Origin of the sequence: Oceanobacillus sp. J11TS1, assembly GCF_018333215.1 — a bacterium.
Taxonomy (GTDB): Bacteria; Bacillota; Bacilli; order Bacillales; family Amphibacillaceae; genus Oceanobacillus.
This window is the reverse complement of record NZ_BORO01000009.1, coordinates 55,763-68,941: the sequence shown is the minus strand read 5'-3', so window position 1 is coordinate 68,941 and position 13,179 is coordinate 55,763. Positions and strand designations below refer to the sequence as shown.

General features: G+C 39.6%; 16 protein-coding genes and 1 riboswitch. Of the genes, 9 read left to right on the top strand and 7 right to left on the bottom strand.

The genetic code is table 11. From position 1 onward, the window contains the following. The first annotated feature begins 100 nt into the window (after positions 1-100). The gene (locus KI343_RS09335) at positions 101-1,657 is read left to right on the top strand and encodes a BCCT family transporter (RefSeq protein WP_212926146.1); all 1,557 of its coding nucleotides are present in this window, start codon (positions 101-103) and stop codon (positions 1,655-1,657) included. A gap of 62 nt (positions 1,658-1,719) precedes the next feature. On the opposite strand, the gene KI343_RS20465 is transcribed toward KI343_RS09335, so the two are convergent. The 5 genes from KI343_RS20465 to thiW all read right to left on the bottom strand — a co-directional run bounded on the left by KI343_RS20465 (position 1,720) and on the right by thiW (position 5,251). Further along, entirely contained in the window at positions 1,720-2,373 is a 654-nt protein-coding gene (locus KI343_RS20465) for a hypothetical protein (protein WP_306432561.1), read from the bottom strand. 152 nt (positions 2,374-2,525) lie between these two features. After that, positions 2,526-3,146, bottom strand: coding sequence for a thiamine phosphate synthase (gene thiE / locus KI343_RS09325; protein WP_212926145.1), 621 nt, complete (start codon positions 3,144-3,146; stop codon positions 2,526-2,528). Beyond that, entirely contained in the window at positions 3,136-3,921 is a 786-nt protein-coding gene (gene thiM / locus KI343_RS09320) for a hydroxyethylthiazole kinase (RefSeq protein ID WP_212926144.1), read from the bottom strand. Before thiM ends, thiE begins: the two co-directional genes overlap by 11 nt. Further along, positions 3,911-4,732 (bottom strand): bifunctional hydroxymethylpyrimidine kinase/phosphomethylpyrimidine kinase, encoded by an 822-nt coding sequence (gene thiD / locus KI343_RS09315; RefSeq protein WP_212926143.1) that lies wholly within the window; start codon positions 4,730-4,732, stop codon positions 3,911-3,913. Before thiD ends, thiM begins: the two co-directional genes overlap by 11 nt. Positions 4,733-4,759: 27 nt before the next feature. Beyond that, on the bottom strand, positions 4,760-5,251 hold the full coding sequence (gene thiW, locus KI343_RS09310) for an energy coupling factor transporter S component ThiW (RefSeq protein WP_280530124.1): 492 nt from the start codon (positions 5,249-5,251) through the stop codon (positions 4,760-4,762). 104 nt (positions 5,252-5,355) lie between these two features. Then, positions 5,356-5,469: riboswitch (TPP riboswitch) on the bottom strand. A gap of 131 nt (positions 5,470-5,600) precedes the next feature. On the opposite strand from thiW, the gene KI343_RS09305 reads away from it, so the two are divergent. From KI343_RS09305 to KI343_RS09270, 8 genes are all read left to right on the top strand, one after another. Next, complete coding sequence (locus tag KI343_RS09305; RefSeq protein WP_212926142.1) at positions 5,601-6,638, top strand: LytTR family transcriptional regulator DNA-binding domain-containing protein; 1,038 nt, start codon at positions 5,601-5,603, stop codon at positions 6,636-6,638. A 111-nt stretch (positions 6,639-6,749) separates the two neighbouring features. Then, positions 6,750-7,598, top strand: a complete 849-nt coding sequence (locus KI343_RS09300) for an ABC transporter ATP-binding protein (protein WP_212926141.1) — start codon at positions 6,750-6,752, stop codon at positions 7,596-7,598. Continuing rightward, positions 7,595-8,302, top strand: coding sequence for an ABC transporter permease (locus KI343_RS09295; RefSeq protein WP_212926140.1), 708 nt, complete (start codon positions 7,595-7,597; stop codon positions 8,300-8,302). Before KI343_RS09300 ends, KI343_RS09295 begins: the two co-directional genes overlap by 4 nt. Before the next feature lie 182 nt (positions 8,303-8,484). Further along, complete coding sequence (locus KI343_RS09290) at positions 8,485-8,682, top strand: helix-turn-helix transcriptional regulator (protein WP_212926139.1); 198 nt, start codon at positions 8,485-8,487, stop codon at positions 8,680-8,682. Then, on the top strand, positions 8,682-9,137 hold the full coding sequence (locus KI343_RS09285) for a hypothetical protein (RefSeq protein WP_212926138.1): 456 nt from the start codon (positions 8,682-8,684) through the stop codon (positions 9,135-9,137). The genes KI343_RS09290 and KI343_RS09285 overlap by 1 nt, the downstream gene beginning before the upstream one ends. A 29-nt stretch (positions 9,138-9,166) precedes the next feature. Next, the gene (locus KI343_RS09280) at positions 9,167-9,688 is read left to right on the top strand and encodes a GNAT family N-acetyltransferase (RefSeq protein WP_212926137.1); all 522 of its coding nucleotides are present in this window, start codon (positions 9,167-9,169) and stop codon (positions 9,686-9,688) included. A gap of 80 nt (positions 9,689-9,768) precedes the next feature. Then, on the top strand, positions 9,769-10,689 hold the full coding sequence (locus KI343_RS09275) for a LysR family transcriptional regulator (RefSeq protein WP_212926136.1): 921 nt from the start codon (positions 9,769-9,771) through the stop codon (positions 10,687-10,689). A gap of 423 nt (positions 10,690-11,112) precedes the next feature. Beyond that, positions 11,113-12,252, top strand: coding sequence for a 5-methyltetrahydropteroyltriglutamate--homocysteine S-methyltransferase (locus KI343_RS09270; protein ID WP_374705425.1), 1,140 nt, complete (start codon positions 11,113-11,115; stop codon positions 12,250-12,252). A 167-nt stretch (positions 12,253-12,419) separates the two neighbouring features. Here the strand turns inward: KI343_RS09270 and KI343_RS09265 are convergent, their stop codons facing one another. Both KI343_RS09265 and KI343_RS09260 read right to left on the bottom strand, forming a co-directional pair. Further along, the gene (locus KI343_RS09265) at positions 12,420-12,911 is read right to left on the bottom strand and encodes a YtxH domain-containing protein (RefSeq protein WP_212926134.1); all 492 of its coding nucleotides are present in this window, start codon (positions 12,909-12,911) and stop codon (positions 12,420-12,422) included. A gap of 64 nt (positions 12,912-12,975) precedes the next feature. Then, the gene (locus tag KI343_RS09260) at positions 12,976-13,173 is read right to left on the bottom strand and encodes a DUF2188 domain-containing protein (protein ID WP_212926133.1); all 198 of its coding nucleotides are present in this window, start codon (positions 13,171-13,173) and stop codon (positions 12,976-12,978) included. Positions 13,174-13,179: the final 6 nt, after the last annotated feature.

Below are 13,179 nucleotides of genomic sequence, written 5' to 3'. Positions count from 1 at the left end.
GCTTGTTGAGAATATTAGTTTAAATTGTGCTTTCATTCATGAGGTCTATAAATAACACATAAATGCTTATAGACGCTTACATAAAAACAGGAGGTAAAATGTGAAGTCAAGAAAAGGAAAAGGTTTAGATTGGCCAGTTTTTTATATCAGTGGAGGATTTTTAGTTGTATTTATCATTCTATCGCTAATTAATAATGAAATGGTGGATAGTGCAGTAAATACTCTGTTTCATTATTCTGCTGATTGGTTTGGCCCGTATTGGCAAATACTTTTATTCCTTAATTTCGCCATCGGTCTGGGATTAGCGATATCAAAATACGGAAAAGTAAAATTAGGTAATCAGGATAAGCCAAAGTATAGTTATTTTGGCTGGGTATGTATGATATTAGTTACTTTGTTGGCTGCGGGAGGAGTCTTTTGGGCTGCTGCAGAGCCAATGTATCATTATATGGATACACCGCCTCTATTCGGAGGAGGCCAGTTTAATTTTATTGAAGGCGGATTTGCTCAATCATTTATGCATTGGGGTTTCCTTGGATGGGCAATTCTTGGAACATTATCTGCTATCGTCATGATGTATGTTCATTATCAAAAAGGATATCCATTAAAGCCACGTGGATTGTTGTACCCTATTTTTGGGGAAAAGGTTTTTGAAAAAAGTGTTATCGGTACGGCTGCAGATGTTGTTTCTATTATTGCAACAGCAGCGGGTACATTGGGGCCTCTTGGATTTTTAGGATTACAGATTGCTTACGGATTAAATCATTTATTTGATGTGCCGAACACATTGACAGTCAGCATTATAGTAGTGATTGCTCTGGTTGCGGTAGCAGCAATTTCAGCAGCGACCGGAGTAGATAGAGGAATTTACCATTTAAGTAACTGGAATGTCCGATTTACCATTCTTCTTGGCGTTATTGTTCTAATCATTGGACCTACCGCGTTTATTATTGATGGTTTTGTCGGCGGGACCGGTGTTCATATTCAAAATATGTTTGGGATGATGTTCTACCGCGGAGACAGGGAATGGTTATCGGGCTGGACGCTCTTCTTCTGGGCTTGGTTTATCGGTTATGCACCGATGCTTATTGTTTTTATCAGCCGTATTTCCAGAGGAAGAACGATTCGGGAACTTATTATTGCAGTATCTGTGGTAGCACCGCTTGTAACCAATTTCTGGTTCTCCATTGTTGGCGGAGCTGGTATCTCCTTTGAAATACAGGATGAAGGTTCTATTTCTACAGCGTTATCAGAAGGAGGGATGCCGGCAGCGGTAATGGCAATTACCGATCAGCTGCCGCTTGGTACAGTGATGGGCGTTGCGTTCCTGCTTGTATCGATTGTATTTGTTGCAACAACAGCAGATACCATGTCTTATACCGTTGCGGCTACATTATCAGGTCATGATAACCCGAAACGCTGGTTACGTGTATGCTGGGCCGTTCTTTTTGGAGCATTTACAGCGGCAATTCTTTCCATTGGGGAAGACAGTATTGCATCGATTCAGAACTCCATTGTTATATCGGCAGTGCCTGTATCGTTATTGATCTTACCGCCGCTATGGAATGCACCGAAAATTGCGAAGAAAATGGCTCTAGAACAAGGACTTATTTGGCAACGAGAAATGCGTAAAAAAGAGGATAAAAAATATAATTAATATTAATTACAAAAAAACGAGCAGCGAAAAAGGTTTTCCTTTTCACTGCTCGTTTTTTGTCTCTACATACATTGAAAGGATTCAATGCTATTTAAATCCATTCCAAAGTAAACCCAGCGGAAACCATTCCAGCGGAAGCCGGCAATGGAGTTTCTTCCTACAAAGGTCGGGAAAGCCCAAAATCCTCTGCCGTGATTTGGCCAAATATAAGTGAAACGGAATCTGCAATATCGAATACCGCCCGGGTCCACAGCGAATGTTTGGACGTTCTGTTTCTGTGGCACAAAGTTAGGCGGAGGACCCATTGGAGGCTGGTTATTCATACCGCCCATTTGTGATCCTGGCTGTTGTCCGGGAGCCCCTCCACCGCCCCCGCTTCCTGGGAAATTTGGAAAAGAGGGTGCAGGCGGCCAATTAGGAAATGGCGCACCATTTCCGCTAGGCGGTCCAGGGAAAAATCCGCCAATACGTTCAGGTGATGAATCGTAATGCTGTTCGAATTGAGGTGGTACAGGATTAACTGGATGTTGATGCTGTTCCTGTTCCTGGTAATAACCACTTGGTCCGCCAGTTTCCCCATCTGGTCCCCCAGCAAAAAATTCATTCGAATAATCATATTGGGGAGCTGGCTGAAAATAGTTATTTAACATCTCACCGGGCAGGTTGCTCTGTACATCTTCCTCCCCGTTCGGGTTAGGGTGTTGAAAATAATTCATAATTCTCCTCCTCTATTAGGCTGATGCTCCCTAATAGCATATGAGGCACCTATACCATTTGCGCTTCATTTTAACAGAATGGGCTGATTAATTAGTTTGATGAAATAGTGAAACATCGAAGCAGGAATCAATACTCCAAAGCCAAAGCCACACTACAATTTTTCAACAGCTTCCTTAATGTTTGCAGCTTCAGTAATCGCCGTAATAAAGGAGACACCGTCAGCGCCAGCGTGGATAACAGAATGGGCATTTTCCGTCTGAATACCGCCAATTGCTACTATAGGGATATCAGGAAATTGGGTGCGAATCGTATGTATCCATTCCAGTCCAACCGCTTGTTTTGCATCCTCTTTGGTGGAAGTTGCAAAGATTGGTCCAACACCAATATAATCCACCAATTCAAGGGGGCTTTGGTCGAGTTCTCTCTGGGTGGAAATAGACAAACCGATCATTTTATCTGGGAACTGGGAACGAACGTCCTCCACAGGCATATCATCCTGACCTACGTGAATACCATCTGCATCTAGTTCCGCAGCGAGCTCGATATTATCATTAATAAAAAAAGGAATATGATGTGCCCGGCAGCGCTCCCTGAGTTCTTTACCCAGTTGAACCTTTGCTTCCCCCCTTAGTGATCCGGCTCCTTTTTCCCGGAATTGAAATGCTGTAATGCCGGCAGTGATTGCTTCTTCTAAAATAGCATTCGGGTCTCTGTGGCAGTTTTGACTTCCCATGATAAAATATTTTCTTAATAATGCACGATTAAATTTCATCTTCTGTTCCTCCATTTAATTGCTTCGGTGAAAAGGATAAAGCATCAATAAAGCTTGGTAAAAAGGTTCCTGGTCCGTGTACATACGGTTGTTCTGCTGCGCGTTCTGCGGCTAGTCCATAAAAGCACAATGCCGAGCTCAGTTGTTCTTCAATTGGATGAGAAGTAGTGAGACAAGCTGCAACAATCGATCCCAACAAACAGCCCGATCCAGTAATGCTGGAGAGAAGCGGATGCCCGGTTTGATTATCAATCAATTTATGATTAGCATAAATAACATCCGTTTTTCCGGTGATCACAATTGCGGTATCAAACTTTTTTCCAGCCTTTTCTGCAATAGCATCTACATTTCCTTCACCGACAGAATCAACTCCGCGCGCTTCGATGTCTGCGTCAACCAAGGAAGCAATCTCCCCTGCGTTTCCTTTGATAACGGTTGGGTGTACTTCATTAAGAATCTCTTCGACGACCCTTTTTCGAAAAGGAGTTGCTGCAACGCCCACTGGATCAAGGACAACAGGAATACCCTTTTTATTTGCAGTTTTTCCAGCTTGAACCATAGCTTGTACTTCTTCTTTTAAAATGGTTCCAATATTTAAAACCACAGCATCGGCGACTTCTGCCATATCATGCGCCTCCAATTTTTCCTTCGCCATTACAGGACTGCCGCCAAAAGCTAGTAACCCATTGGCACTAAAGTTCATCACAACCTGATTGGTTAAATGATGGACGAGAGGCGTGGTATTCCTCACCTGTTGGATAATATCAGGATTCATGCGTAATCTTCCTTTCTGCGTTTTCTCTGATTGCCCAGTGATTAGTCGGACCATTGCCCGTGCCAATCGCAAATGATTTTGAAATGGCAGCCGTCACGAAAGATTTTGCTTGTTTCACTGCCTCTGGAAGTGGATAATTTTTACCTAAATAGGCAGCGATTGCGGCTGAATAGGTACAGCCAGTTCCATGCGTGTTTTTTGTATCAATACGTTCTGCAGCATAGCTATGCATTTGTTTGCCATCATAAAGAAAATCAATGGCTTCTCCCTTAAGATGCCCTCCTTTTACTAAAGCAGCATCCACACCATATTCATGAACCAGATATTCTGCAGCATTTTTCATATCGTCTGCAGAAGTAATCGATCGTCCGGTCAAGAATTCTGCTTCAGGAATATTTGGCGTAACAACCGTTGTTAATGGGAGAAGATACTCGCGTAAAAAGTTGCGTGCCTCTTCATTAATTAAGGAATCACCGCTGGTGGCAACCATCACTGGATCCATGACATAGGGCGCATCTAACGTTTTAAGTTTTTTAGCGATTAATTCCATCATTGGCTTACTTGCAATCATACCCGTTTTTACTGCATGGATTGGCATGTCCTCAATAACCGTATCTAACTGGTCCTCAATCATGGATAGAGGCATATGCTCCACAGAGCGTACTCCTGTTGTATTTTGAGCAACAACGGAAGTAATAACAGACATACCATACGTTTTTAACTCTTGAAATGTTTTTAAATCAGCTTGAATACCAGCACCGCCGCTAGGGTCAGTACCGGCAATGGATAATGCACAGCGAACTTGACTCATGATTTAAATCCTCCTTGGATGTATAAATTATTTTGTTAATGAAAACTGTCGTGTTGGAATACGGCTGACCAGGAGCCAGCCAATGATGGCGCCTGTGACACTGCTTACAATAAATGGCGGGATAAAAGCTAGTGCACCCACAGAGCTCCCCATCAGAAAGTTTGCAATGGGAACAGCAAAAAAGGAACCAATGATCCCTGTACCGATTACTTCTCCAAAAGCTGCCATCGAATATTTTTGTGTTTTCTTATACAATACCCCGGCAACCAAAGCTCCAATCATTGCTCCTGGAAATGCAACCAGCGTTCCCAGTCCTAATAGGTTTCGGAGCAAGCTAATCATAAATGCGACAATCACTGCCGGTCCTGGTCCAAGCATAATTGCAGCAATGACATTGATGGCATGCTGGACAGGATAAGCTCTTGCCACGCCTGCCGGAAACCAGAGCAAATGAGATCCAGTTGTACCGATAGCCACAAGAACAGCCATCAAAGTTATAAGTCGTGTGCGATTCTTCAATCTAGTCATCTCCTTTCGTTCTGGAAATGAAAAGTGAACTACGTTGAACATATAAAAAAATCAGGCTCTATAGAGAGGCCTGATTTGGTATACTGAAAGTAATCATAATTGATTGACTACTTCCCTACGCTGGTATTAACCAGATCAGGTTCTTAAGAGTCGGAAAGTAAGCATGCTTCCCTCTCAGCCCGCTATTTTGGGCTCCCCTAGTAGTTGCTTTTCATTATTATCTTTGAATCTACTGTAACAAAGATTTACCTATTTGTCATGAAATAATAATTAGGTCAGGCCTATGTGATGTACACCTAGAGTGTAATGAAAGGCCTTTAAGGATAGAGAGGTATGAAGAATGTTAAAAATAAATGAAATTGAATATCGTCAGGGAGATCAAACACTATTTCCAAAGATAGATATCGAGGTAAAATCCGGAGAAATAAAAGCGATTCAGTCAACGGTCAATGTTCGAGCCATTTTACTCCAAATGATGGTTGGGGACGAGAATACACGGAACGGTTCTATTCAAATTCACAATAAAACTTTACGGGAGGATAAACAGCGATACTTTTCTTCTTTAGGTATTTGCTGGTATGAAGATGGCATCTATGAACGCTTGCAAGTACTAGAATATCTTAAATTTATCGGATCCCTATATCAAAGTAAGGCCTCTGTAAAAGAAGTTCTTCAGCAAATTCAACTGGAGGAGAAGGCAAAATGGAAGATACATCAGCTTAATCGCTCTGAGAAGCGCCGTGTCCAATTTGGCAGAATATTAATGCAAGAGTCAGAGATTGTAATATTTGAAGAGCCGGAAGTAAATGTAGATTTAGAAACAAAACGGGTGCTTCATCAGTTTGTAGAATTTCTGCAAGCGCAGCAAAAGGCTGTCCTTATTTTAACGACAAGTACGGAATTTGCCATTACCATTGCCGATACAGTCTTTCGCTTAGATGAACAAGGCATTCAGCAAATTGCAGTGGAAAAAGAGGGGAAAGAAAGCTCGAAGTCCTTCGAAACGGAGGAGGAAGTGACTCAGGTACAGACATCATTTCAGCTGAATAAAATCTCCGCTAAAGTGGAGGATAAAATCATTTTATTTGATCCGCAGGAGATTGATTATATTGAAAGTCAGGGAGGACAATCTTATTTATATACCCGCGGAGAAGGATTCCCAACAGGTCTTACCTTAAAAGAATTGGAACAGCGTTTATCTCACCAAGGTTTCTTTCGCTGTCACCGCTCCTATATTGTGAATCTTCAAAAAATAAGAGAGGTTATTACGTGGACGAGAAACAGCTATAGCTTGTCTCTTGTTGATAAAAAAAGCTCAGAGGTTCCCTTATCGAAATTAAAATTAAGCGAGCTGAAAGAATTATTAGGAGTAGAATAAGCGCTGCTGAATCTGAGATATACTCCATTCATCGGAAATATACTGCGTCACTACAGAAAAGAAGCTATTCTGTAGTCACAAGCAAATCAAGTACTGCAGGAGGTTTGGGGAGTGAAGAATATGATAGAAGTAAAATCTTTAGAGAAGATTTTTGGCAAAAAGCAAGCGCTACATGAAGTTTCTTTCCAAGTAAAAAAAGGAGAGACCTTTGGTTTTTTAGGCCCGAGTGGCTCAGGGAAAACAACGACAATAAAAATTTTAACCGGACAAATGAGACAAACAGCAGGTACAGCGAATGTGTTTGGCATACCTGCCACACAGTTGAATACACCAGAATACCGAAAACGCTTTGGAGTGGTTACAGATAATAGTGGTTTATATGTACGATTAACGATTTATGATAACTTAAAGTTGTATGCAGATTTATATGGTACTTCTTTAAAACGAATTGACGAGGCGCTGGAAGCAGTTAATTTAGGGACAGAAAAGAAAACGCAGGTCGCAAAGCTTTCCAAAGGAATGACGCAGCGTGTATTACTTGCAAGAACGCTTTTACATCAGCCTAAATTATTATTTTTGGATGAACCGACATCGGCATTGGACCCTGCAAATTCAAAGCATATCCATAATGGCTTAAAAGAATTGAATCGACAGGGAACGACGATTTTTCTGACCACACATGATATGGAAGAAGCCGATCATTTATGTGATAAGGTTGCCTTTCTAAACAAAGGGGTTGTACAGCTTTTAGACGAACCAAAGCAGTTGAAAAAACAGTATCGGGAAGAGATTATATGTATGGAATTAAAAGATGGTCGGGAACTGGAGATTCCACTAAAAGCATCAAGTGCTGAGGAAATTCAACAATATATTTCCCGGGAAATGGTGGAGCGTATTTATACAAAAGAACCGACATTAGGAGATATCTTTGTTGAAGTGACGGGGAGGGAATTAGTATGACATTTTCTGTAAAACGTTTTATGGCTATTTTTCAAAAGGATGTAAAGGATTTATATCGAAATTTGTATATTTCATCGACTGCACTGATGCCACTTATATTGGCTGTGATTTATAGTCGGTTGGGTGATATCCCTTTATCGATGTACATGTTAGTGATTACTTTATCACTTGCTTTGGTTGGTACCTTCCTCCAATGTGCGATGATTGCAGAAGAAAAAGAGAAAAATACATTGCGCGGTTTGATGCTTTCCCCAGCCACATTAACAGAAATACTAGCAGGTAAAAGTGCCGTGACGATTGTTATTACAGTTATTGTAACGGCCGTTAGTATGTTTATTATGGATTTTTCATTTACGGGAAGAGGTTGGTTAATTGCGGGAATCATTCTGACCCTCATTTTCTTTATCGTCTTAGGAACATGGATGGGATTAATCACAAGAAGTGTTATGGAAGCGTCTATCTATGTTCTTCCTGTTATGTTGATATTTGGAATGGGCAATATGTTTATGGAACTTGTCGACCAGTTTCGTTTGTTGCAAGTGTTAGAGTACACGCCGGGAATCCAGTTAGAACAAATTGCAGAGATAGCAGATACAGGGGGATCTCTAAGTCAGTTAGGGAAAGCTTTTGCGATTATCGGCGCATGGGTTGCAGCAACGCTAGTATTAACGATTGTTACCTTTAAGAAGCGGATGATGGATTAGTATACTTAAAAAGTAAAGTCATTTGAAGGATGAGAGAAGTCCTTTAGATGGCTTTTTTATTGTAAAAGTTAACTTTAGCATACTTGAGTCATTAATCTGAAAATTGTTTGATTTTATTTATGAACTAATGTAATATATAGTTAACATATGCAAATTATATATTACATAGAGTGGGTTGGATAATGAAAAATAATGTGAAGAAAATACGTATGAAAACGTCAATGACCCAGCAGCAGCTGGCAAAAAAGGTAGGTGTAACGAGACAGACTATTGGGTTGATAGAGAAAGGGGAATACAACCCTACGCTCCAGCTCTGTGTTGCGATAGCAAAAGAACTTGATAAAACATTAGATGATTTATTTTGGGAGGTTGAAGAATAATGAAATCATGGATATCTTTTTTGATGCCAGAGGATGAATATAAGGAAAAGAAGATGCTATATTTTTTCTCTGAAGGAGCAATCCTTCTTGTCCTTTTTCTAGTAGTCATGTTCCTCGTTAATAAATTCATTGACTTAAGCACAGGTGTTATTTTATTTGCAGGTATAGCGGTTTTTCTTTTTTATATTTTTGGAAGATATATCTTATCTGGAATGGAATATACCGATATTGCAACCGAACAGGAATATAAAAGGGCAGTAAGAGGTCTTAAATCCAGAACAACCTCATTTGTTGTTCTGTTTGCAATATTTTATTTGATTTATGGGATAACATCCAATTCTCTAGTAAACTGGTATGAATTTACAGGGATGGTAATCAGTGTTGGTGTAGTGTCATTCTTATTTGACTTTATCTCATTAAAAAAGTCGTATAAGAAGAATAAGGAATTACTATAGTTACAATAAAAATAAAAGTAGGTGTTATTGTGAATATTCAGGTAAGAAATGGAACCCCCGATGATTTTCAAGAGGTCATGCAAATTATCCATAAAGCCAGAAATAGCTTGATTGAATCCGGTTCACCACAATGGTCTGATGAAGATTCACCTAAAGAGGATGAAATAAAAAGAGAAATAGAAAAAGGTAATAATTATCTCTTGATTATAGATGAATTAATTATCGGGACAGCAATTATTACCGACGAAGAGGAACAACCCTATTCTACAATTAACTACGGCGAATGGGATGCATCTGAAGGTAAATATGCTACTATCCATAAATTTGCTATTGATCCAGCTATAGGTGGGAAAGGGTACGGAAAACTTTTTCTGAATCTGCTGCTCTTTGGATGCAAAGAAAAAGGAATATCTGAAATACGAATTGATACATATCCCAAAAATCGGGCAATGCAACGTGTTATTTTATCAGCTGGATTTGTGTTTAAAGGTATTATCCATCTTCCTTTTCCAAATGGGGAGAGGTATGCTTATCAATTATTCTTAGAGTAATTGAATTTAATGTTTGTCCTATACAGAAAGAAAATAAGTGAGAGATTTAATCAAAGACATTTCGATAGAGGAGAAAAGAGATGACCTTACAACAATTAAAATATGTGATTGAAGTAGCAAGAAGCCGTTCGATTTCTAAAGCGGCTCAAAGCTTGTTTATTAGTCAGCCAAGCTTGTCCAATGCCTTAAAAGAATTAGAAAAAGAAATTGGCATTAAAATATTCTCACGTACAAATAAAGGAATTCATGTGACCAAGGAAGGTTCAGAGTTTTTAGGCTATGCCAGACAGGTTCTGGAACAGGCTGAGTTACTAGAAAATCGCTATTCCAATAATGCAGCACCGCAGCATCACTTTGCCGTATCAGCACAGCATTATGCATTTGCCGTCAGTGCCTTTGTCCGCCTGTTAAAAGATTATGATCGGGATGAATATGATTTTACCTTTCGTGAAACCAGGACATACGAAATTATTGAGGATGTAAAAAATTTAAACAGTGAGATTGGAATTATGTATATCAATGATTTCAATGAGAAAGTTATTCGTAAATTTTTAAGAGAAGGGAATTTAACCTTTCACCGTTTATTTGAGGCAACACCGCATGTGTTTATTAGCGGGGATAATCCACTAGCACAAAAAGAGTATGTCACTTTGGAAGATTTAGAGCCTTATCCTTATCTGTTATATGAACAAGGGGATTATAATTCATTTTATTTTTCGGAAGAGATTCTGAGTACGCTGACCCGCCCGAAGAATATTCATGTCCGTGACCGGGCAACGATGTTTAATCTGCTGATTGGACTAAATGGCTATACGATATCCACAGGAGTTATCAGTCAAAAGCTAAATGGCGATAATATTATTGCGGTTCCGTTAAAAGTGGATGAAATCATTCATGTTGGCTATATTGTGCATAAGGATATGGAGCTCAGTCCTATGGCGCAAACGTATCTTACCTATTTACAGACTAGTATTGAAGAAGAGAGACAAAACTTATTGTGATTTTCGGTATAGTTAAAAATTATACGGAATGATAGATTTTAGGTGGTATCTGATAGTGAGTTCCTGTGCTAGACTAATGAATTTAGAAGTAAATATAATAGAAATACCGTCCGTGCTGTCACACCAACGGTAAGTCAAAAGCAAGGCTCCTTATGAGGGGGTCAGCGCGGAAATAATCCACTTTGGTCGCTAAACTCAAGGGTGGATTATTTTTTGTTTTTAAATGACAGTACTGCAATTATTAAAGAAGCAAAAGCTATTGTTAACATGAAACACCATCCCTTACCGATAGGGAATGAGCTTGTTCTTTGTTGATACCTAGCCATAGGTAAAAGCTATAACAAACGATAGATTTTAGGTGTTATCTGATAGTAGAATTTCTGTGATAGACTAATCTCAACCAATAAAACGAGGGAGAGATTCGTGATGACAGTAGCTAATAAAGAGGGAGTACGTACAGAAACGCCATTTCGATTTGACAATGTGGGGAGTTTCTTACGTCCACAGAAATTAAAGGAAGCCCGTGGAGCTTTTGCAAAAGGAAATATCTCTGAACAAGATTTAAAAGCAGTAGAAGATGAAACAATCAAGGATTTAATCCAGAAGCAAAAAGAAGTCGGGCTAAAGGCTATTACAGATGGTGAGTTCCGTCGTTCTTGGTGGCATCTTGATTTTATGTGGGGGTTACAGGGCGTCGAAAAGAAAGGAATTTCCAAGGGTTACCAGTTTAAAGGGGAAGAAACGCGTCCAGAAACCGCAGCTTTAACAGGTAAAATCAGTGGGGAGAACCATCCATTCGTTGAGCATTTCAAATTTGTGCAGCAATTTGCAGATGATGAGGTAATAGCAAGACAAACGATTCCTGCTCCGGCACAATTTTTAGCGGAATTACAACGTCCTGAAAACGTGGAAACTACGAATAAGCTGTATTCGAACCAAGATGAATTAGTGGAAGATATTGCACTGGCATACCGCTCTGTTATCCAAGATTTATATGAGGCTGGGTGTAGAAATCTGCAAGTGGATGATTGCACATGGGGAATGCTTGTCGATGAAAACTACTGGGCAAGTCGTCATGATGGTTCAAACGTGGAAGAAATCGGGACACTCTATGTAAATTTAAATAATAAAGCAATTGAAAATCATCCGGAGGATCTTATTATTACAACACATGTGTGCCGTGGAAACTATCATTCTAAATGGGCTTCATCCGGAGCTTATGATGCGATTGCCAAAATTTTATTCGCGCAAGAGAAAGTTAGAGCATACTATCTTGAGTTTGATACCGAACGTGCAGGCGGCTTTGAATCTCTCGTTAACGTGAATGATGATAAACTTGTTGTATTAGGATTATTCTCCTCAAAACTTCCAGAACTAGAGGATAAAGATAATATCAAGCAGCGCATTGAAGAAGCATCAAAATATGTACCGATTGAACGTTTATGTGTCAGTCCGCAATGCGGTTTTGCTTCAACGGAAGAGGGAAACATTCTTACGGAAGAGCAGCAATGGGATAAATTGCGTTTAGTAAGAGAAGTTGCTGAGGAAGTTTGGGGGAAATAAGGGAGTTTTTAGTCTGATTGTTAAATTCAAGAATAACTTGATTCTTCAGCATTGTGTATTAAAGTTATTATATATCGACTACGAACAACAAGATTTCTTAGAATCAGCCGATAAAAAGATAAAGAGAAACATTAAAAAAGGAAGCGCTCCTCCCAGCGCTTCCTTTTCTACATTTTGTTAATAGGCTCGTCTAATACATGATGATCGGTCTCATTTGAAGATCGCTTAGATTTACTATCTTTCTTCATCTTTTTGCCTGTTTCCATTGCAGTGTTTTTTGCTTCATTCATATCAGACTTAACATCCTTCATTCCTTCTTTTGCATCTTTCGCGTGGTCACCAAGCTCTTTTGTATCTTCAACAATATTTTTAGCCGTTTCTTTTATTTCCTGGCCTTCATTATCCCAAACGTCTTGTACTCTCTCCAGTGCTTGCTGTGCACTTGATAATGTTTGTTTCGCATTTTCTACAATATATTGTTTCGTACCATTTGGATCATCTTTAATTTTTTGCGTGTACGACACAACAGAATCTTTCGCATTCTTGGAGGTATCTTTTACTTTACCTTTTGCTTTCGGGTTCAGAAGGATGAAGGAGATACCTGCTAATGCCCCGGCACCTACTAGTAATCCAACTTTTTTATTCTTCGTTTTTTCCATTGTCATCTCTCCTCCCTTTTATGGTTTTAATACATTTGTACCCTTATAGTAGAGAAGTAAACTTTTAGAATCGCTTTTCTTCTATAACATTGCGGTCTTTGTCCATAATTTCTACTTTACTTGGTGTATTCTCTGCCGCCATTTGCTCTGCAGCAGAAATAGCATCCTCTTTTGAGTCATAAACCTCTTCTGGTGCGACATCTTCTAGTTTTACAAACCAGCCTGTCACATCTACATTCGGTACCACACTATATGTTTTCATTCTGCC

Bases quoted from the DNA above. Each gene is read 5' to 3' on its own strand.
- KI343_RS09290 (WP_212926139.1), top strand. From the start codon at position 8,485: ATGAAAAATAATGTGAAGAAAATACGTATGAAAACGTCAATGACCCAG.
- KI343_RS09260 (WP_212926133.1), bottom strand. From the start codon at position 13,173: ATGAAAACATATAGTGTGGTACCGAATGTAGATGTGACAGGCTGGTTT.
- KI343_RS09265 (WP_212926134.1), bottom strand. From the start codon at position 12,911: ATGGAAAAAACGAAGAATAAAAAAGTTGGATTACTAGTAGGTGCCGGG.
- KI343_RS09285 (WP_212926138.1), top strand. From the start codon at position 8,682: ATGAAATCATGGATATCTTTTTTGATGCCAGAGGATGAATATAAGGAA.
- thiE (WP_212926145.1), bottom strand. From the start codon at position 3,146: ATGAAATTTAATCGTGCATTATTAAGAAAATATTTTATCATGGGAAGT.
- KI343_RS09295 (WP_212926140.1), top strand. From the start codon at position 7,595: ATGACATTTTCTGTAAAACGTTTTATGGCTATTTTTCAAAAGGATGTA.
- thiD (WP_212926143.1), bottom strand. From the start codon at position 4,732: ATGAGTCAAGTTCGCTGTGCATTATCCATTGCCGGTACTGACCCTAGC.
- KI343_RS09275 (WP_212926136.1), top strand. From the start codon at position 9,769: ATGACCTTACAACAATTAAAATATGTGATTGAAGTAGCAAGAAGCCGT.
- KI343_RS20465 (WP_306432561.1), bottom strand. From the start codon at position 2,373: ATGAATTATTTTCAACACCCTAACCCGAACGGGGAGGAAGATGTACAG.
- KI343_RS09305 (WP_212926142.1), top strand. From the start codon at position 5,601: ATGTTAAAAATAAATGAAATTGAATATCGTCAGGGAGATCAAACACTA.
- thiM (WP_212926144.1), bottom strand. From the start codon at position 3,921: ATGAATCCTGATATTATCCAACAGGTGAGGAATACCACGCCTCTCGTC.